The organism is Thioclava sp. ISO4, from assembly GCF_058105145.1.
The window spans coordinates 2719406-2738109 of record NZ_CM176571.1 but is presented as its reverse complement, the minus strand read 5'-3'; the positions used below and the strand labels follow the sequence as shown (position 1 = coordinate 2738109).

Genomic DNA, 18704 nt, shown 5'->3' with positions numbered 1-18704 from the left:
CGGCGAAAGTAAGGAAAATCAGTGCTCTGCACGCGACCAGCGCAGCTGGTTCGCCTCGATCGCGGCGATGCGCTTTTCGGTCTTGGGGTGGGTCAGCAACCAGGCGGGCGTGGTCTGGCCCGCGTTCTTGGTCAGCGCGTCGAGCTTGTGGAACAGCGTGACCTGCGGCTCGGTGCCGAAGCCCGCCTTGATCATCAGCGCGGAGGCGAATTCATCGGCCTCGAACTCGTCGCGCTGGCTGAGGCGGGCGGCGAGGGCTGCGGTGATCAGGTTGGCGATCCACGGGCCGATGAAGGGGATGAAGCGGCCAAGCACCGTCATCAGCACGGCGCGCAGGGCGTTTTGGCCCGAGAAGTCGATCATCCGGCGGCGCGAATGGCCCAAGGCGACATGGCCCAGCTCATGCGCGATCACCGAGGCCAGTTCCTCCGAGGACACTTCGCCCGCGCGATATTTGCGCATGAAGCCTTCGGTGATGAAGACGCGGCCATCGGGGGCGGCAAGGCCGTTCACCGGCTCGATCTGGTAGACATGGACGGGGATTTCCGAGACTTCCAGCGCGGCGGCGAGCCGGTCGAGATAGGGCTCCAGCTTGCTGTCGCGCAACCGGCGGGAATTCCCGTTCAGCTGGCGTTTGAGTTGCCAGGTCGAGAAATGCCACATGGCGAAGCCGTAGAGGACCAGCAGCAGGATCGGGAGAAGGCGGAACAACATGGGATGGATATGGCGGCTCGCAGGCCCGTGATCAAGCGTCGGATTGGGGGGCTTTCGGGGCGCGCTTGGCCGCGTGCCACAGCCACCAGCCGAAGGCGAAGGCGGCAGCACCCGCGCCCAGCAGCCCCAGCGCGTTGCCCGCAAGCTCGGCCGCGGCGTCCAGATTGGCTCCGAAGGTGATGCCGAGGCCCACATAGGTGGTGACCCAGACCGCTTCGCCCGCGAGATCCGCGAGGGTGAAGCGCCGATGCGCGAAGCCGGACGCGCCGGCTGCGAGGTTCACCCAAGGCCCGAGCGCGGAGAACATCCAGCGGGTGAAGAAGACGGTGACCGCGCCGCGTTTGCGCAGGGCGGCCATCGCTTTCGCGACCAGCGCGCCGCGTTTGGTGTCGGGATGGGGCAGGAAGCGCTCGGCCCGGCGGCCCAGCTGGAAGCCCACCTGATCGCCGATCACCGCGCCGGCGAAGGCCGCGCCGCCGACCGTCGCGAGGTCCAGATCGCCCGAGGCCACGAAGGCGCCGCTTGCGATCATCATCAGCGAGGAGGGGGCCGGGATCGCGAGGCAGCTCAGGAAGGTCGTGAGGCCCAAGAGCCACGGCCCGTAGAGCGGCACCTGCGCGAGCAGCCAATCTGAGAGGTCGGAGAAGCTCATTGCTGTGGCTGCGCCTCTTTGTCGGCGACGGTCTTGGGCAGGCCCAGCGAGAGTTTGCGGATCAGGTCCTGCAGCGGCTCGCCCTTGGCCTTGGCGATGCGTTCCAGCGTTGGGCGTCCGTTGCCGACCAAAGCGTGCCCGTCCTCGATGCCGAGGATCGCGTCGACCTCCTCGATCTCGAGATGCCAGCTGCGCGCGATATAGCCCGGCGTCATCCATTCCTCGGGGCTTTGATGCAAATGGGCGGGGTCGGACCAGTAGATCGCGCGCGAGACGAACCTTGCGCCGAAGAACAGCGACAGCGCGACCGCGAGGACGAAGCCCAGCGAGGCGATCTTGTGATGCCCCCAGAGGTAGCGCAGCCGGTTCATCCGAGTTCCTTCATTGCCGCTGTGATCCCTTCGAGGGTCAGCGGATGCATCCGGTTCTCGAATATCTCGCGGATGATCTGGATCGACTGCGTGTAGCCCCAGCCGCGCTCCGGGATCGGGTTGAGCCAGGTGTGATCGGGCCATTGCTCGCGCGCGCGGGTGAGCCAGACATGGCCCGCCTCGTCGTTCCAATGCTCGTTCGCGCCGCCGCGATGGGTGATTTCATAGGGGGACATCGACGCGTCGCCCACGAAAATGCATTTGTAATCGGGGCCATAGCGGTGGAGCACGTCCCAGGTCGGCGTCGCCTCGTTCCAGCGGCGCTTGTTCGATTTCCAGACGCCCTCATAGAGGCAATTGTGGAAATACCAGTGCTCGAGATGCTTGAACTCGGATTTTGCGGCGGAGAACAGCTCTTCCACCAGCTGCACATGGGCGTCCATCGAGCCGCCCACATCTAGGAAGAGAACCACCTTCACCGCATTGTGCCGCTCGGGCCGGGTTTTGACGTCGATATAGCCCGCCTCGGCCGAGGCGCGGATCGTGCCGGGCAGGTCCAGTTCCTCGTTTGCGCCGTGCCGCGCCCATTGGCGCAGGCGTTTCAGCGCCACCTTGATGTTGCGGGTGCCCAGTTCCACCGTGTCGTCGAAATCGCGAAACTCGCGCTTGTCCCAGACTTTCACGGCGCGCTGGTGGCGGCTTTCCTTCTGGCCGATCCGAACGCCTTCGGGATTGTAGCCGTAAGCGCCGAAGGGCGAGGTGCCACCCGTTCCGATCCATTTATTGCCGCCCTGATGGCGGCCTTTCTGTTCCTCGAGCCGCTTTTTCAGCGTCTCCATCAGGTTGTCGAACCCGCCAAGCGCCTCGATCTGCGCTTTTTCCTCGTCGGTGAGGTGTTTCTCCAGCTGTTTACGCAGCCACTCCTCGGGCAGATCGACGGCGTTGAGCACATCGTCCGGCGTGATTGCCTCCAACCCCGAGAAGGCCTCGGAAAACGCCCGGTCGAACCGGTCGAGGAAACGTTCGTCCTTCACCATCGCGGCGCGGGCGAAGTAGTAGAAACCGTCGATATCGTAGGTGCAAAGCCCCGCAGCCAGCCCTTCGAGGAAGCTCAGATATTCGCGCAGAGAGACGGGGACACCGCCGCGCCGCAGAGCATCGAAGAATGGCAGGAACATCGCCGCCCCCTAATCACGCCCAGACAGTCATGCCCAGATGCGGTTGATGATCACGGTGACGAAGAAGCCCACCAGCGCCAGCCCGATCGCATGGACGGCGGCATATTGCGCCCGGTCGAGCTTGTTGCCGCCGCGTTTGCGGGCCTTCCAGTCGCCCCAGATCAGCCCGATCACGACACCTGCCAGAACATACATGCTGCGCCCCCTTACGGTCTTGGTCCGGGCGCGCCCGGTCCGCCTTTTGCGGTCAGTTCACGCGAGCGCCCGCATTGGCGAGGGCCGCCACCTCATCCGCGCGGCGTTTCACCGCCGCGTCAGAGCCAAAGCCATAGCGCGCCCATTGCTGCATGTCGAGACGGGCCTGATGTTCCTGCGCAGCGTCACCCAGTTGGCCATAGGCCTCGGCGCGGATCATGTAAAGCGTGGCCATCAGCGAGGCGTTCTCGGTCGAGACATCGGAAGCCAGCGCGCGGTTCACCAGCGTCACCGCCTCCTGCGCGCGGCCTGTGCCAAGCGCGTAGGCTGCCAGCTGCATATCGATATGGGCGGCCTGAATTTCCGCGCCCGGCGTCGCGCGATAGATCCGGCCCGCTTTCTTGTAGGCCGCGACCGCTTTCTCGGGGTCGGTCTTCATCGTCAGCCGCCCGACCGCGAACCATGCGAAGGCGGCGCGGCTGTCATGCCAGCCCCGGCTCGTCGCGATCTTCGTCGCGCGTTCGGCGGCGGCACGGCGGCGCTTGTCGCTCGCCCCGTGGCCGAGCGCGGTGGTGATCGCTTTCACATAGGCGCGCGGCGTCGGATCGGCGGGCAGGGCGTGCATCGAACCGCCCGACGGGTGGATCTTCGACAGGATCGCGGGCAGGGCCGCGCGCACTTCGGCGGGGCTCATGCCGGTGTGCAACGCCGGGTCGTAATAGGCGCGCAGGATCGTCATGTCGAACTTGGTCAGCACGGTGTGGAAATTGTCGTCGTTCCAGACCGTGTCGGGCAGGCGGTAGAGATCGTTCACCGGCCCGAGCGCCTGGCTCACCTCCTCATGCAGGCAGTCGCGGATTTCCTGCGGGGTGGAGTCGGCGGGGATGAACACGGTGGCGGAATGGCGCTGCGTCAGCTTGGCCCAGTCGCTGGCCTCGTCGGCATGCGAGTTGCGGTAATCCGTCCAGCTTTCGACATTCGGCACCACGAAACAGGCGACATTGGGAACCTCGCGGCGCATCTGCCGTTTGGGTACGAATTGCACCGAGATCGTGTTGGCATTGCCCGGCTCGGTCGAGACGTTCAGCCCCGCCTCGCGCTGCAGCCGGTGGACCAGATGACCAAGCTCGGTCTGCGCCACGGGCGGCGCGTTGCCCGCCAGCGTGATCGAGACCGGGCCTTCGAACCGGGTGAAACGCGGCAGGGCGCGCCCGGATTCGAGGAAGAAGCTGAGCTCCATGAAGTCGGCGCCCAGATGGCTGTTATCGGGGAGCCGCTCAGACGGGGGGGCGTTTTTCAGCCCCGGCGCCAAATCGGGCGCGGAGAGGTCGAGAAGCTGGGCCGTGCCGCGGGTCGTCGTCACTTCGGGGCCGTTGGTCGAACAGGCGGCAAGTGCGCCCGCGATCGTCAGCGCGGCAAGCGTGCCCGCCCGTGCCGCAACACGTCCGGCGGACGCGCCCTTCAGCAGGCCTGAGCGCGGTGCCGTCCCGAGGCGCGTTGGCGCCGGAGCGGCCGCGCTGAGCGGTTTGAATGCTAAGCGCATGGCAGCGTGTGATCCCTGTTCGTTGCCGCAAAGGTACACATACGGGTTTAAGCCCGACCAGTAAATCTTTGCCTTATAATCGGAATTTTGAGCCTGCGCGCCCTGAAGCGGCGACATCCCGCCGGTTTGCTGCACAGCTGAGGCTGCAAAGCGCTGAACGAGACGGTTTCTGTGCGTGGGTGCTCGGATTGATCACGGATCCGCGAATCGCGCCGTGATCATCGCCATTGTTGCGGATCCAAGGATGTTTTGTTCCCGTTTTCGCATCAATCGCCACTGTAAGGGTCACAAATCCGGGCTGGAAGAAACGCGATGCGCAAAATGCGAAACGCCCGGAGCAAGCCCCGGGCGTTCGACTGTCTTCGTGGGTCGGGTCAGGCGCGGCGACGGCGCCCGCCACGACGCCCACCGGCGGAGGAGGTGGCCGCTGCGGCAGAGGCTTCGGCGAAGCTGATGCCGGACTCTTTCATCGCGTCGAGCGTCTTCGACAGGCGGATCCACTCCATCCCGTTCGGGTCGTGGTTCATCAGCAGGTTGGCGGCGCGGATCGCCTCCATCTCCTGATTGCGCACCGGGTTCATGATCGCCGAGGTCATGCCCGCGCCGATCGCCATCGGCAGATAGGCCCCGTTGATCCCGTGGCGGTTCGGCAGGCCGAAGGAGATGTTCGACGCGCCGCAGGTGGTGTTCACGCCCAGCTCGTCGCGCAGGCGGTTGACCAGCGTGAAGACCTGACGGCCCGCAGAGGCCATCGCGCCCACCGGCATCACCAGCGGATCGACGACGATGTCATGCGCGGGGATGCCGAAATCGGCGGCGCGCTCGACGATCTTCTTGGCCACGGCGAAACGCACGTCCGGGTCTTCGGAAATCCCCGTGTCGTCGTTCGAGATCGCGACGACCGGCACGTTGTATTTCTTCACGAGCGGCAGAACGAGTTCCAGACGCTCTTCCTCGCCGGTGACCGAGTTCAGCAGCGGGCGGCCTTCGGCGGCTTCCAGACCCGCCTCGAGCGCCGCCGGGACCGAGCTGTCGATGCACAGCGGCACGTCGATCACGCCCTGCACGCAGTTGATCAGGTCGCGCATCAGCGAGGGCTCGACGAAGTTGTTATCCGCATAGCGCGGGTCTTCGGCCATCTTGTTCGAGAACACCGCGCCCGAGTTGATGTCCAGAACCGTGGCGCCGCAGGCGACCTGCTCGAGCGCGTCTTTCTCGACGGTCGAGAAATCGCCTTGCTCGAGTTCGGCGGCCAGCTTCTTGCGGCCCGTGGGGTTGATCCGCTCCCCGATGACGCAGAAGGGCTCGTCAAAGCCGATCACGACGGTTTTGGTTTTGGACTCAAGGACGGTGCGGGTCATTCATGGCCTCTCTGTTCGGCGATCCAATTGGCTGTGGCGGTGATACCGCCCAGCGGGAAGAAATGCACGGCTTCGATATTCGACGGGCAATCGGCGGCCAGATCGGCCAGCAATTCGGTCGGCTCGAAGGGCATGAGCAGCTTGGTCACGTCGCGGGCGCGCTTTTGCAGCACTTTCAGCGAGGGGCCGACGCCGCAGGCGATGGCGAATTTCAGGAGCGTCTGCAGTTTCGCGGGACCTGCGATGCCCAGATGAACCGGCATCTCGATGCCGTTGGCTTCCAGACGCTTGGCCCAGTCGCGGATCGGACCGGCCTCGAAGGCGAATTGCGTGGCGATCGCCATATCCGCATCGGTGCGGTTCGCGAAATCCTGCTTGAGCTTCAGCGCGGCCATCACCTCGGCCTCGCCGCCATTGGGGTCGATGTCGCGGTTGCCCTCGGGGTGGCCGGCGACATGCAGACGGGCAAAGCCGTCGAACGCGCCGGTTTCGATCATCTGCATCGCGCAGTGGAAGTCGCCCTTCGGCTCGGCCACGCCGCCACCCAGCAGCAGCGCCTGCTCGACGCCTGCTTCGCCACGGTAGCGCGCGACCCAATCATTGAGCTGCGCCTCGTCGCGGATGATGCGCGCGGGGAAGTGCGGCATCGGCTCGAAACCCTCTTCGCGCAGACGCTTGGCGGTGGCGAGCATCTCCTCGATCGGGGTGCCGTCGATATGAGCGATATAGACGCGGGAGCCCTTCGCGAACAAAGGCGCGAAGCTTTCCACCTTGGCGGCGGTGCGGGGCATCACCTCGACCGAGGCGCCCTCCAGCAGAGCCGTCATCTTGCCGTTGACCGGCGGACGGGCCGTGGTCTTGGCCTCGCGGCGGAAATTCACAAGAGCCATGCGCCTATTCTCCCTTACGCGTCGGGCTGGGTGTTCCAGCCGTCATTGGCAATCAACGCACGCAACCGCGCGTCGTCATAGTCAGAGAGAATACGCGCCAGCACGGCCTCGGCCGCCTCGGCATCGTCGCCGGGCTCCTCACCCGTCGCCACCTTGCGCCACTCGGCCAGATAGGCGTCGCTGTCGCGGGCGCCGATCTTCATGGCCGCGCGGTCGATCGCCTGCTCGAACCGTTCGGGCAGCGGTTTCTTGACGCCACGCCGTCCCTTGCCCGCAATGATCTGGGCCGGGATGTCGCGCCAATAGACCAAGGTGATCTGTGCCATGCGAATCTCTCCTCGTGGTGACAGAATTGCCCGAATGCGACGCCGGGCGCGGTGGATTTTCGACATTCCGTCGCGGCTGAGCGACGTGCCGGTGACTGTGGGGCAGGTGATAGCAGCCGGGCAGGGGGCTGGGCCACCTCTGCGCATCGGAATAATCCGCGCCAAGATCATGAGCGCCGCTCAATAGGTGCGGCTCAGTCAGTGGCGTCAATCCGCGGCGCCAATCGGCCCCGTTCAATCGGAGGGCGCGGTGACCTGGGGCAGGAACTCTGCGCGGTTCTTCGCGACCTCCTCGGCGATGAAGCGCATCGCGGCGCGGACGCGGGCGATCTCGTGCAGGTCTTCATGGGTCACCAGCCAGAAGGTGCGGCGGATCTCGATCTCGTCGGGCAGGATCGGCACCAGCTTGGTCGAGTGGCGGGCGAGGAAATCGGGCAGCACTGCGATCCCGCGCCCGGCCTCGGCGACATGCTTATGCGCGAAGAGGTTGGTCGAGGACAGGCGCGGCGTGTGATCGCCCAGCGTGACCGAGAGGTAATCCAGCTCCGGCGTGTAGATCAGCTCGGGGATATAGCCGACCAGCGGGTGCTTCAGCAGATCCTCCTTGCGGTTGATCGCTGAGTTGCGCGCGAGATAATCCGGGGAGGCGTAGAAATGCAGCGTGTATTCGGTGAGCTTGCGGGACACGAGCCGCCCCTTTTCGGGCCGCGACAGGGTGATCGCGATATCGGCCTCGCGCTTGGATAGCGAGAACAGCCGCGGCGTGGCGACCAGCTGCGCCTCCAGTTCAGGATTGGCCTTGATGAATTCCGCCAGACGCGGCGCGAGGAAGAACGCCCCGAACGCATCGGGCGCGCCGATCCGCACTGTGCCGGACAGCGCGTAGAGCGTGCCCGACAATTCGTCCTGCACGCGGGCCGCGACATTCTCGATCTGCTCGGCCTTCGCCAGAAGCCGCTCGCCATGTTCCGAGAGCGCATAGCCGCGCGGGCTGCGCTCGAACAATTGCGCGCCAAGCTGGGTCTCCAGAGATTTGACCCGGCGTGATACCGTGGCATGATCGGTGCCCATCGCGCGGGCGGCGACAGTCAGGCGACCGGCCCGGGCCACCGAGAGAAAGAATCGAAGATCGTCCCAATCGAAGCTCATTGACGGTCCTTTTTGCGCTCTCGCGTCGGAAAAACGGGAGATATGGGCATTTTCGCACATGCGTTTGGCAATACGTGGCATGGTCGCGTGCATTTTCCCACCTAGCCTTTTGCACATGGCCGGTTTCTGCCTAAGGTGCGTGCACTGACGGGAAGTTTATCCAGCCAACGGGAACCGCGGCGGCGCAAGCACTTGAATGTCCGTCCGTTTCCACGCTGAATTCACTGGCGGCCGCGTTGAGGAGCAGGGACGGCCGCACGAGGAGAAACACAAGATCTTATTCCGGCAGGGACCGAAAAGGCGTCCCGTCGGTGTGCTCTCATGGCGCCGCGCGCCGGGGAGCCAAATCTATCAACCAATGGGAGGAATGTTGATGAAATCAGCTATTTACGCAGGTGTGAGCGCCGCAGCGCTGAGCTTGGCCGCAGGCGGCGCGATGGCGCAGGACGCGATCTCGAACGGCTCCGTGAAAATCGGTGTGCTGGGCGATATGTCCGGCGTCTATTCGACCGGTTTCTCGGGCAAGGGCGCGGTCGACGCGGTCAAGATGGCCGTGCGCGACTTCGGCGGCGAAGTTCTCGGCAAGCCGATCGAAGTGATCTCGGCTGACCACCAGAACAAGGCAGATGTCGGCTCGGCCACCGCCCGCGAGTGGATCGACCAGGAACATGTCGACATGATCGCCGACCTGACCAACTCGGCCGTGGCGCTTGCCGTGCAGCAGCTCGCCTCCGAGAAGAAGACCATCACCTTCGCCACCGGCGCTGCCACCGCGGCCCTGACCGGCGAGAACTGCTCGAAATACGGTATCCACTACGGCTACGACACCCACGCGCTGCCGGTCGGCACCGCAACGGCCGTCGTGAAGAATGGCGGCGACAGCTGGTACTTCATCACCGCCGACTACGCTTTCGGTCACGCGCTGCAGGACAACACGTCCTCGGTCGTGGAAGATCTGGGCGGCTCGGTCGTGGGCAGCTCGGACGTGCCGCTGGCAACCACCGACTTCTCCTCCTACCTGCTGCAGGCGCAAAGCTCGGGCGCGAAGGTGATCGGTCTCGCGAATGCGGGTCAGGACACCGTCAACGCCATCAAGCAGGCGCATGAATTCGGCATCGTCGCAGGCGGCCAGCAGCTCGCTGGTATGCTCGTGCTGATCTCGGACGTGAAGTCGCTCGGCACCGACGTCGCCAAGGGGCTCCAGTTCACCAGCGGTTGGTACTGGAACATGGATGACGAGAGCCGGAAGTGGAAAGCGGAGTACGAAAAGTTCTCGGGCGGCGAAGCGCCGACCTTCGTGCACGCGGCCGACTACTCGCTGACCATGGCCTATCTCGAGGCGATCAAGGCGGCTGGCACCGACGACGCAGACAAGGTGCGTGAGCAGCTTGGCAAGATGAAGATCGACGATTTCTTCGCCAAGGGCGGCACCATCCGTCCCGACGGCCTGCTCGAGCATGACATGTATCTGCTCAAGGTGAAGGACGGCGGCGAAGATCCGTGGGACGTGGCTGATGTTGCGCGCACCATTCCGGGCAAAGAGGCCTATGCCTCGCTCGAAGCGGGCGGCTGCAAGCTGGTCAACAAGTGATCTGAACAAACCCTTGGCGCAGGGCGGCATTGCGACCGCCCTGCGCCTGCGTATCAGTCCGAAAGCGAGACCATGAGCGACGATATCATTCTCGAGGCCAAGAACCTGACCAAGAGTTTCGGCGGCTTCGTGGCCGTCAATGACGTGAACCTGCGCATCAAGCGCGGCGCGATCCACGCGATCATCGGCCCGAACGGCGCGGGTAAGACGACGATGTTCAACCTGCTGACGAAATTCATCACGCCCACTTCGGGCAAGATCCTCTTCAACGACCGCGATATCACCAATCGCAAACCCGCCGAGATCGCCAATATGGGCATCGTGCGGTCGTTCCAGATTTCCGCCGTGTTCCCGCACCTGACCGCGCTGGAGAACGTGCGCCTCGCGCTACAGCGCTCGCTCGGCGTGAGCTACCAGTTCTGGCGCTCCAAATCGGTGCTGCACGATCTCGACGCGAAAGCCATCGCGGCGCTCGATCAGGTGGGCCTGAAGGAGTTCGCCCATCTCAAGGCGGTGGAGCTGCCCTACGGGCGCAAGCGCGCGCTGGAGATCGCGACGACGCTGGGTCTGGAGCCGGAACTCATGCTGCTCGACGAGCCGACCCAAGGCATGGGCACCGAGGACGTGGGCGCCGTGACCGAGCTGATCGGTCGTGTCCGCGAGGGGCGCACCATCGTCATGGTGGAGCATAACCTCGGCGTCGTGGCCGAACTGGCCGACACGATCACCGTGCTGGCGCGCGGCGAAGTGCTGGCCGAAGGGCCCTATTCCGAAGTGTCGAAGAACCCGGCTGTCATGGAGGCCTATATGGGTGTCTCCGCCGACGAGCAGGAGGAGGTCGCATGAGCACCGAAACGATGACCAAACCGATGCTCAAGATCGAGAACCTGCATGCATGGTATGGCGAGAGCCACGTGCTGCACGGCATCAATCTCGAACTGGGCGAGGGGCAGCTGATCACCCTTCTGGGCCGCAACGGCGCGGGCCGGTCGACCACGCTGCGCTCGATCATGGGCATGGTCGATCGCCGCGAAGGCTCGATCAAGATCAATGGCGAGGAATATCTCAACAAACCCACGCACAAGATCTCGCCCGATGCGCGGATCGGCTATTGCCCCGAGGAGCGCGGCATCTTCGCCTCGCTCAACGTGGAAGAGAACCTGATGCTTCCGCCGAATGTGGGCGAGGGCGGCATGTCGGTGGAGGAACTCTTCGAGATGTTCCCGAACCTCGCCAATGTCCGCAAGCGGATGGGTACGCGGCTTTCGGGCGGCGAACAGCAGATGCTGGCCATCGCGCGCATCCTGCGCACCGGCTCGCGGCTGCTGCTGCTCGACGAGATCACCGAGGGTCTTGCGCCCGTGATCGTGAAAACGCTGGGCCGCGTGATCCGCGACCTGAAATCGCGCGGCTATACGATCGTTCTGGTGGAGCAGAACTTCCGCTTCGCCGCCCCGCTCGCCGACCGTCATTACGTCATCGAACATGGCGAGGTGATCGACGTGATCGAAGCCGATCAGGTCGAAGCCTCGATGGACCGGCTGAACCATTACCTGAGCGTGTAACGAGAAACCGGGCCGGGCTCAGGCGCCCGAGACCCGACAGGGAGGACAACCCCGATGGATCCGATGATCCGACTTATTCTTGCCCAGGGGATGCTGGGCCTAAACAACGGCGTGTTCTACGCGATGCTGAGCCTCGGGCTCGCGGTTATCTTCGGCCTCTTGAACGTGGTCAATTTCGCGCATGGCGCGCTCTATATGCTCGGCGCGTTCCTCGCGCTGATCCTGTATTCCTATGTCGGTCAGTGGATCGGCATGGCGGACCTGCATATCGGCTTCTGGCCGGCGCTGATCCTCGCGCCGATCCTGGTGGCCTGTTTCGGGATGTTGATCGAGCGCTTCCTGCTGCGCAGGCTCTACAAGCTCGACCCGATCTACTCGCTGCTGCTGACCTTCGGGATCACGCTGGTGCTGCAGGGCCTGTTCATCAACTTCTTCAACGCGTCGGGCACGCCCTATCCGGGGATGCCGGAGAGCATGAAGGGCGTGACCAATCTCGGCTTCATGATGTTCCCGAAATACCGACTCTTCGTGATCGTCTTCTCGATCGTGGTGTGTTTCGTGACCTGGTTCGTGATCGAGCGGACCCGGATCGGCGCACGGCTGCGCGCGGGCACCGAGAACCCCGAGCTGGTGAAAGCCTTCGGGATCAACGTGCCGCTGATGGTGATGCTGACCTTCGGCTTCGGCACCGGTCTTGCGGGTCTCGCAGGCGTGCTGGCGGCGCCGATCTACTCGGTCAGCCCGCTGATGGGCGCGAACCTGATCATCGTGATCTTCGCGGTCGTCGTGATCGGCGGCATGGGCTCGATTGCGGGGGCGGTGATTACCGGCTTCTCTCTGGGGCTGATCGAGGGCGTGACCAAGGTCTTCTATGCGCCCGCCGCGAATACGGTGATCTTCCTGCTGATGGTGATCGTGCTTCTTGTGCGCCCGTCGGGCCTCTTCGGACGTCAAGGGTGAGGGTGAAGATATGAGCAATACGACAAGCGACATCGGCGAATTCGAACAGGAAGACGTCAGCCCCGAGACCCATAAGCGCGGCCGCATGGTGCAGGCGGTGTTCTGGGTGCTGCTGCTGGGCTTCCTCGCAGTCGCCCCGTTCTTCCTCTACCCGGTCTTCGTGATGCAGCTGCTGTGCTTTGCGCTGTTCGCGGCGGCCTTCAACCTGCTGATCGGCTTCACCGGCCTTCTCAGCTTCGGCCATGCCGCCTTCTTCGGCGGTGCGGCCTATGTGGCGGGCCATGTGCTGAAGGTCTGGGGCTTTCCGCCGATCCTCGGCATCATCGCGGGCACGCTCGCGGCCGCTGCGATGGGCTGGGTCGTGGGCTCGCTCGCGATCCGCCGGCAGGGTATCTACTTCGCGATGATCACGCTGGCGCTCGCGCAGATCGTGTATTTCTTCGCGCTGCAAATGCCCTTCACGGGCGGCGAGGACGGCCTGCAAGGCATCCCGCGCGGCAACCTGCTGGGCATCTTCAACCTCAGCGATCCGATCACGATGTATTACTTCGTGGCGGCCGTCTTCATCGTCGGCTTCCTCGCGATCTACCGCATCGTGCATTCGCCCTTCGGCCAGGTGCTGCAGGCGATCCGCGAGAACGAGCCGCGCGCGCTGTCGCTGGGCTATAACGTCGACCGGTTCAAGTTGCTGGCCTTCGTGCTCTCGGCGGGTCTGGCAGGGCTTGCGGGTTCGACCAAGGCGCTGGTGTTCCAGTTCGCCTCGCTGACGGATGCGCATTGGCAGATGTCGGGCGAGGTGATCCTGATGACGCTTCTGGGCGGCATGGGCACGATCTTCGGCCCGGTCGTGGGCGCGTTCATCGTGGTCACGCTGCAGCACTTCCTGTCGGGCATCGGCTCGTGGGTGCAGGTCGTGATCGGCGGCACCTTCATCGCCTGCGTGCTGCTGTTCCGCCGCGGCATCGTCGGCGAGATCGCGCGTCTGCTGCGCATTTCGTCGCTGTAAAAACTGGCGTGGCGGGGGCTCTGCCCCCGCGCGTCACGGCCCGCCGCTTGCGCGTCGGGCGTTCGGCGGGGCGTCCTTCCACTGGAAGGCCGCCTTTCCCGCCTCACCCCCCGGGATACTTACGCCAAGAGGAAGAGGGGGCTCAGGGTCTGGGCGCGCGCAAGGCGCGCGGGTTCACCGTCGCCCAGTCCGGCCAGTATCCCAGCTTTTCAATGATAACGATCGCAATCACGGCAAGCGCCACGACGGCGACGATCTTCACCTGCGTCATCGACGGCGGGCGGCGTGCCCACCGCGCCATGCGCAGCAGCCACGTGTAATTCACGAAGCATCCTCGGTGAAGCGCACCTTGCCGATGAAGGGCAGGTTGCGATTGCGCTGCGCGAAGTCGATGCCGTAGCCCACGACGAATTCATCGGGGATTTCGAAACCGGTCCAGGTCGCGCGCACATCGACCTCGCGCCGCGAGGGCTTGTCGAGCAGGGCGCAGCATTCGACACGGCCCGGTTTGCGGGCGCGCAGCATCCCCATGACGTGGTGCAGCGTGAAGCCGGTATCGACGATATCCTCGACCACGAGCACGTCGCGGCCCTCGATGCCTGCGCGCAGGTCCTTGAGGATGCGCACCTCGCGCGAGCTGGTCATCGCGTCGCCGTAGCTCGAAGCCTCAAGAAAATCGACCTCCACCGGCAGGTCGATCTCGCGCACCAGATCGGCGATGAACACGAAGGAGCCGCGCAAGAGCCCCACCACGACCAGCTTGTCGGTGCCCTTGAATGTCCGGGTGATCTCGGCGGCCAATTCCTCGACCCGGGCCGCGATCTGCTTGGCCGAAATCATCTGGTCGATCACATAGGGGCGCTGCGTCATGATGTCGGGCCTCGAAACGGGTTGTAGGGCTTGAACTCGGGCTTAGCTTTAGCGCATCAAGAGGCGCAAGAAAACGGGAGAGACATGCCTAAGCATCACGAGAACCGGGTCATGCCCTATAGCGCGCAACAGATCTACGATCTGGTGGCCGATGTGGGGAGTTATCCGAAATTCCTGCCGTGGAATTCGGCAGCCCGCGTGCGCTCGCGCGAGGAACGCCCGGACGGCTCGATCCTGATGCTGGCCGATCTGGTGATCTCGTTCAAAGTGTTCCGCGAGAAGTTCGGCTCGCGCGTGGTGCTGCATCCCGACGAACACCATATCGAGACCGAATATCTCGACGGGCCGTTCAAATACATGCACAGCCATTGGCGGATGAGCGATCGCGACGACGGCTCCTGCGAGGTCGATTTCCATGTCGATTTCGAGTTCAAGAACGCGATCCTGCAGGGCGTGATCGGGGTCGTCTTCAACGAGGCGATGCAGCGGATCGTGCGCGCCTTCGAGAAACGCGCCGAGGAATTGTACGGGCCGAAGGGCTGAGGGCATCTCGCCTCAGGTGTCACGAAAAAGGCCGCCCACAGGGGCGGCCTTTTCCATTTCGGGTCAATCCCTTGCGCTCAGGAGTTCATGTCATAGGCGCGCTCGCCATGGGTGGACAGGTCCAGCCCGTTGGTCTCGTGCTCGTCGCTCACGCGCAGCGGGAAGACCAGACGCACCAGCATCGCCAGCACCCAGCTGCCCGCGACGGTGAAGATACCGACCAGGGCCAGCGCGCCGAGCTGCGCGACGAAGCTGCCATGGCCGAAGACCGCGATCATGATCGTGCCGAAGATGCCGCCCACGCCGTGGACTGCGAAGACGTCGAGGCTGTCGTCGACATGCAGCTTCTCGCGGATCAGCACGACGAATTCCTGACAGATGATCCCGGCGGCGAAGCCGATCACCAGCGCTTCGATCGGACCCACGAAGCCCGAGGCCGGGGTGATCGAGGCCAGACCCGCGATCGTGCCGGTCACGAGGCCCACCATCGAGGCGCGGCCGAATTTGATACGCTCCCACAGCGCCCAGCTGAGCGAGGCGGCGGCGGCGGAGATATGGGTGACGGTGATCGCCATGCCGGCCACGCCATCGGCTGCCAGTTCAGAGCCGCCGTTGAAGCCGAACCAGCCGACCCACAGAAGGCCAGCGCCCATCGCGACCATGCCGGGGTTATGCGGCGGCGTGGTGCGCTTCGCGCGCGGGCCGATCATCAGCGCCAGCACGAGGGCCGCGAGGCCTGCGGTTTCGTGCACCACGATGCCGCCCGCGAAATCCTTGGTGCCGACCGCACCCCAGATACCGCCATCGGACATGATGCCACCGCCCCAGATCCAATGCGCGACGGGCGCGTAGATCAGCAGCATCCAGAGCCCGGTGAAAACCATCACGAAGCCGTAGTTGATCCGCTCCACGAAAGCGCCGACGATCAGCGCGGGGGTGATGATCGCGAAGGTCATCTGGAAGCCGAAGAAGACGATCTCGGGGATCGAGCCCGACAGCGTATCGGGCGTGATGCCCAGCAGCGCGAATTTACCCAAGCCGCCCCAGTAGCCATTGGCGTCCCCGAAGGCGATCGAATAGCCGAACAGCAGCCACAGCACGCTCATCAGCGCCGCGATCGAGAAACACTGCATGAAGATCGACAGCACGTTGCGCGCCCGCACGAGCCCGCCGTAAAACAGCGCCAGCCCCGGCAGCGTCATCAGCAAAACCAGCGCCGTCGCCACCATGATCCACGCGGTATCGGCCGCGTTCATCCCCGCTTCCATCTGGACAAATCCTCCTCGAAATTCCCTCTCGAGGGCAGGGGCCATAAGCGCGGCGCGCAATAAAGAGACATTTGGTGCAAAACCCGCCTATTCGCGCGTCACTTTTGCAACTGCGCGAAAAATAAGCGATGCGGGGCGGGTGTGCCTGATCTGTGGGCGGAATAGAGTCAGGTTTGCGCCGCGGACAACAGCAGGGCGAGCGCGTGATCGCGGGCCGCTTCGCGCACCTTGTCGCGGCCGAGCGCACCGAATTCGACCGTCTCGACCCGGCTTTCGGTGCCCTCGCGGGCTACGCCGAAACAGACGCGGCCCTCGGGTTTGAACTCCGACCCGCCCGGTCCCGCGATGCCGGTGATCGCGACGGCGATCTGGGCGTGGGAGTGGCTCAGCGCGCCCTCGGCCATTTCGCGCGCGACCGGCTCGGAGACCGCGCCGTAGGTGTCGAGGCTTTCCGCGCTGACGCCCAGCATCTCGCGTTTGGCGTCATTGGTGTAGGTGACGAAGCCGCGCTCCACGACCGCCGACGAGCCCGGAATATCGGTGAGGGCTGCGGCGACCATCCCGCCGGTGCAGCTCTCGGCGGTCGCGACCATCAGGCCGCGCGCCTTGCAGGCGTCGAGAACGTCCGACGCGCGGCTCATCCCATCATGCCCAGAAAGACGATGTGGTAGAGGCCTGCGAGGATGATCGACACGATCCCGGCGAAGACCCCGGCCCAGATATCGTCCAGCATTACGCCCGTCGCGTCATGGCGGCGATCGGCGCGGCCCACGAGCCACGGCTTCCAGATGTCGAACAGCCTAAACAGCAGGAACGCCGCGACCGGGCCGGGCCAGACCATGTGCAGATCGACGCCCATGGAGAGGCCGCGCTGCCAGAAGCCGAAAGCGGGGAACAGGAGCGCCACCCATTGGCCCGCCACCTCGTCGATGACGATCTCGGAGGGGTCGTCGGTGCTGTCGCCCAGCTGCGCGCGCACCGACCAGAAGCCAAGCGCGGTGACCGCGATGGTGGCGATCACCAGCGGGATGAAGCCCAGGTAATGCTCGATCGCCCAGCCGACCAGAACGGCGACCAGCGAGCCCCAGGTGCCCGGCGCGGGTTTCAGCAAGCCGACAAATCCGACCGTGTTGATGGCGCGCAGCATGGGATTACTCCTTGATCAATGTGGCAGTGGCGATGGCGGCGATGCCTTCCTCGCGCCCGGTGAAGCCCAGACGCTCGGAGGTGGTGGCCTTGACCGAGATCCGGCCCGGCTCGATCCCGATGATGCGGGCGAGAGCCTGCGCCATTTCAGCGGCATGCGGGCCGATCTTGGGGCGCTCGCAGATCAGCGTGACATCGGCATTGCCCAGACGAAAGCCCCGCGTCTCGGCCAGTTTCACCGCGTGATCGAGGAAAATCTCCGACGCGGCGCCTTTCCATTGCGGGTCAGATGGCGGGAAATGCCGCCCGATATCGCCCTCGGCAAGCGCGCCATAGATCGCATCGGTCAGCGCGTGCATGCCCACATCGGCATCGGAATGGCCCTTGAGCTTCTTGTCATGCGGCACCGCGACCCCGCAGAGCGTCACATGATCGCCCGGCTCGAACGCGTGCACGTCGTAGCCATGGCCCAAACGGATATCCATCTTGTCTCCCAACAGTCTCTCGGCCCGGGCGAAATCCTCCGGGTAGGTGATCTTCAGATTGTCTTCCGAGCCGCGCGTGATCGCAACCGAAAGACCGGCCGCGCGGGCCACTTCCACGTCATCGGCAGCCCCGCCCGGATGGGCCCGATGGGCGCTGAGGATCGCGTCGAAATCGAAGCCCTGCGGGGTCTGCGCGCGGTAGAGCCCGTGGCGATCCTGCGTGCCGGTGACCTGACCGTTTTCGCCGGTCCAGAGCGCGTCCGACACGGGCAGGGCGGGCGCTGCCGCCTGTGCGCTATCCAGCGCCTCGAGCACCCCGTCGATCACTGCGCGGCTCACCAGCGGGCGCGCGCCGTCATGGATCAGCACCTTCTCGACGCCCGAGCCTTCCAGCATCTCCAGCGCATTGCGCACCGAGACATCGCGGCTCGCACCGCCCGCACAAAGCGCGACCTCGCCCTGAAACTGCGCGATGCCGCGCGTCATGTCCTCGGGATGCAGAACGACCACGATCCGCCCGATGCCTTTGAAAGCGGCAACGGTATGGGCCAGCACCGGCTGCCCCGCGAGGCTCTGCCATTGCTTCGGGGTTTCTCCGCCAGCGCGGGTGCCACGCCCGGCGGCGACGATGATGATGGCGTTGCTCATGGCGGCTCCCTGATCGCCCAAGGGCTTAGGCGAAGACGCGGCTCTGCGCAATCGGTGCCGCCGGACGCGATACGCTGCGGGATGTGACAACTGGCCACAGTTAAGTGATTAAAAATTAGGCGAGTGCTGATTTTCCCACCTAAAAAGGGGTGGACGCAATTGTGATTCTTTGGTCAAACGCCTAATTCGAAGGAAGACGAGTGACAGGACACCTCCGTGCCGCAGATTTTGGTTCTCGACGAC

Annotated in this window: 22 protein-coding genes; 6 read left to right on the top strand and 16 right to left on the bottom strand. The window is 64.6% G+C overall.

Annotated features, from left to right (window positions below; genetic code table 11):
• Positions 1 to 18 precede the first annotated feature (18 nt).
• The 10 genes from AC2TZ7_RS13430 to AC2TZ7_RS13385 all read right to left on the bottom strand — a co-directional run bounded on the left by AC2TZ7_RS13430 (position 19) and on the right by AC2TZ7_RS13385 (position 8379).
• On the bottom strand, positions 19 to 711 hold the full coding sequence (locus AC2TZ7_RS13430) for a M48 family metallopeptidase (protein ID WP_489866818.1): 693 nt from the start codon (positions 709 to 711) through the stop codon (positions 19 to 21).
• Between the two features lie 34 nt (positions 712 to 745).
• On the bottom strand, positions 746 to 1366 hold the full coding sequence (locus AC2TZ7_RS13425) for a DedA family protein (RefSeq protein WP_489864613.1): 621 nt from the start codon (positions 1364 to 1366) through the stop codon (positions 746 to 748).
• The gene (locus tag AC2TZ7_RS13420) at positions 1363 to 1737 is read right to left on the bottom strand and encodes a hypothetical protein (RefSeq protein WP_489864612.1); all 375 of its coding nucleotides are present in this window, start codon (positions 1735 to 1737) and stop codon (positions 1363 to 1365) included. Before AC2TZ7_RS13420 ends, AC2TZ7_RS13425 begins: the two co-directional genes overlap by 4 nt.
• On the bottom strand, positions 1734 to 2915 hold the full coding sequence (locus AC2TZ7_RS13415) for a vWA domain-containing protein (protein ID WP_489864611.1): 1182 nt from the start codon (positions 2913 to 2915) through the stop codon (positions 1734 to 1736). The genes AC2TZ7_RS13420 and AC2TZ7_RS13415 overlap by 4 nt, the downstream gene beginning before the upstream one ends.
• A gap of 27 nt (positions 2916 to 2942) precedes the next feature.
• Positions 2943 to 3110, bottom strand: coding sequence for a hypothetical protein (locus AC2TZ7_RS13410; protein WP_489864610.1), 168 nt, complete (start codon positions 3108 to 3110; stop codon positions 2943 to 2945).
• A gap of 52 nt (positions 3111 to 3162) precedes the next feature.
• On the bottom strand, positions 3163 to 4653 hold the full coding sequence (locus AC2TZ7_RS13405; RefSeq protein WP_489864609.1) for a DUF2927 domain-containing protein: 1491 nt from the start codon (positions 4651 to 4653) through the stop codon (positions 3163 to 3165).
• Between the two features lie 374 nt (positions 4654 to 5027).
• A complete protein-coding gene (locus AC2TZ7_RS13400; protein ID WP_098411086.1) occupies positions 5028 to 6014 on the bottom strand; it encodes a methyltetrahydrofolate cobalamin methyltransferase in 987 nt (328 codons plus the stop codon).
• Positions 6011 to 6904: a methylenetetrahydrofolate reductase gene (locus tag AC2TZ7_RS13395; protein WP_489864608.1), complete on the bottom strand. Its 894-nt coding sequence runs from the start codon at positions 6902 to 6904 to the stop codon at positions 6011 to 6013. The genes AC2TZ7_RS13400 and AC2TZ7_RS13395 overlap by 4 nt, the downstream gene beginning before the upstream one ends.
• A gap of 14 nt (positions 6905 to 6918) precedes the next feature.
• Positions 6919 to 7230, bottom strand: a complete 312-nt coding sequence (locus AC2TZ7_RS13390) for a virulence factor (protein ID WP_489864607.1) — start codon at positions 7228 to 7230, stop codon at positions 6919 to 6921.
• Positions 7231 to 7464: 234 nt separating this feature from the next.
• Positions 7465 to 8379 (bottom strand): LysR family transcriptional regulator, encoded by a 915-nt coding sequence (locus tag AC2TZ7_RS13385; RefSeq protein WP_489864606.1) that lies wholly within the window; start codon positions 8377 to 8379, stop codon positions 7465 to 7467.
• A gap of 373 nt (positions 8380 to 8752) precedes the next feature.
• On the opposite strand from AC2TZ7_RS13385, the gene AC2TZ7_RS13380 reads away from it, so the two are divergent.
• From AC2TZ7_RS13380 to AC2TZ7_RS13360, 5 genes are all read left to right on the top strand, one after another.
• The gene (locus AC2TZ7_RS13380; RefSeq protein ID WP_098411083.1) at positions 8753 to 9970 is read left to right on the top strand and encodes an ABC transporter substrate-binding protein; all 1218 of its coding nucleotides are present in this window, start codon (positions 8753 to 8755) and stop codon (positions 9968 to 9970) included.
• 72 nt (positions 9971 to 10042) lie between these two features.
• Positions 10043 to 10816 carry an ABC transporter ATP-binding protein gene (locus AC2TZ7_RS13375; protein ID WP_098411082.1) on the top strand — a complete coding sequence of 258 codons (774 nt, stop codon included), beginning with the start codon at positions 10043 to 10045 and terminating at the stop codon, positions 10814 to 10816.
• An 11-nt stretch (positions 10817 to 10827) separates the two neighbouring features.
• On the top strand, positions 10828 to 11535 hold the full coding sequence (locus AC2TZ7_RS13370) for an ABC transporter ATP-binding protein (RefSeq protein WP_218000515.1): 708 nt from the start codon (positions 10828 to 10830) through the stop codon (positions 11533 to 11535).
• Between the two features lie 63 nt (positions 11536 to 11598).
• Positions 11599 to 12495, top strand: a complete 897-nt coding sequence (locus AC2TZ7_RS13365; RefSeq protein WP_232621600.1) for a branched-chain amino acid ABC transporter permease — start codon at positions 11599 to 11601, stop codon at positions 12493 to 12495.
• A 10-nt stretch (positions 12496 to 12505) separates the two neighbouring features.
• Positions 12506 to 13501 carry a branched-chain amino acid ABC transporter permease gene (locus tag AC2TZ7_RS13360; RefSeq protein WP_489864605.1) on the top strand — a complete coding sequence of 332 codons (996 nt, stop codon included), beginning with the start codon at positions 12506 to 12508 and terminating at the stop codon, positions 13499 to 13501.
• A 142-nt stretch (positions 13502 to 13643) separates the two neighbouring features.
• Here AC2TZ7_RS13360 and AC2TZ7_RS13355 read toward each other — a convergent pair whose 3' ends face one another.
• Both AC2TZ7_RS13355 and hpt read right to left on the bottom strand, forming a co-directional pair.
• Positions 13644 to 13826, bottom strand: a complete 183-nt coding sequence (locus AC2TZ7_RS13355; RefSeq protein WP_078540785.1) for a hypothetical protein — start codon at positions 13824 to 13826, stop codon at positions 13644 to 13646.
• Positions 13823 to 14371 (bottom strand): hypoxanthine phosphoribosyltransferase, encoded by a 549-nt coding sequence (gene hpt, locus AC2TZ7_RS13350; RefSeq protein ID WP_489864604.1) that lies wholly within the window; start codon positions 14369 to 14371, stop codon positions 13823 to 13825. The genes AC2TZ7_RS13355 and hpt overlap by 4 nt, the downstream gene beginning before the upstream one ends.
• Before the next feature lie 84 nt (positions 14372 to 14455).
• Here hpt and AC2TZ7_RS13345 point away from each other — a divergent pair, with 84 nt between their 5' ends.
• A complete protein-coding gene (locus AC2TZ7_RS13345; protein WP_078520790.1) occupies positions 14456 to 14914 on the top strand; it encodes a type II toxin-antitoxin system RatA family toxin in 459 nt (152 codons plus the stop codon).
• Positions 14915 to 14991: 77 nt separating this feature from the next.
• Here the strand turns inward: AC2TZ7_RS13345 and AC2TZ7_RS13340 are convergent, their stop codons facing one another.
• The 4 genes from AC2TZ7_RS13340 to AC2TZ7_RS13325 form a co-directional block, all read right to left on the bottom strand.
• Complete coding sequence (locus AC2TZ7_RS13340; protein ID WP_489866817.1) at positions 14992 to 16170, bottom strand: ammonium transporter; 1179 nt, start codon at positions 16168 to 16170, stop codon at positions 14992 to 14994.
• Positions 16171 to 16349: 179 nt separating this feature from the next.
• Positions 16350 to 16823: a CinA family protein gene (locus tag AC2TZ7_RS13335; RefSeq protein WP_489864603.1), complete on the bottom strand. Its 474-nt coding sequence runs from the start codon at positions 16821 to 16823 to the stop codon at positions 16350 to 16352.
• Positions 16820 to 17329, bottom strand: a complete 510-nt coding sequence (locus tag AC2TZ7_RS13330; RefSeq protein WP_489864602.1) for a phosphatidylglycerophosphatase A family protein — start codon at positions 17327 to 17329, stop codon at positions 16820 to 16822. Before AC2TZ7_RS13330 ends, AC2TZ7_RS13335 begins: the two co-directional genes overlap by 4 nt.
• A 4-nt stretch (positions 17330 to 17333) precedes the next feature.
• Positions 17334 to 18461 carry a bifunctional 2-C-methyl-D-erythritol 4-phosphate cytidylyltransferase/2-C-methyl-D-erythritol 2,4-cyclodiphosphate synthase gene (locus tag AC2TZ7_RS13325; protein ID WP_489864601.1) on the bottom strand — a complete coding sequence of 376 codons (1128 nt, stop codon included), beginning with the start codon at positions 18459 to 18461 and terminating at the stop codon, positions 17334 to 17336.
• Positions 18462 to 18704 lie beyond the last annotated feature (243 nt).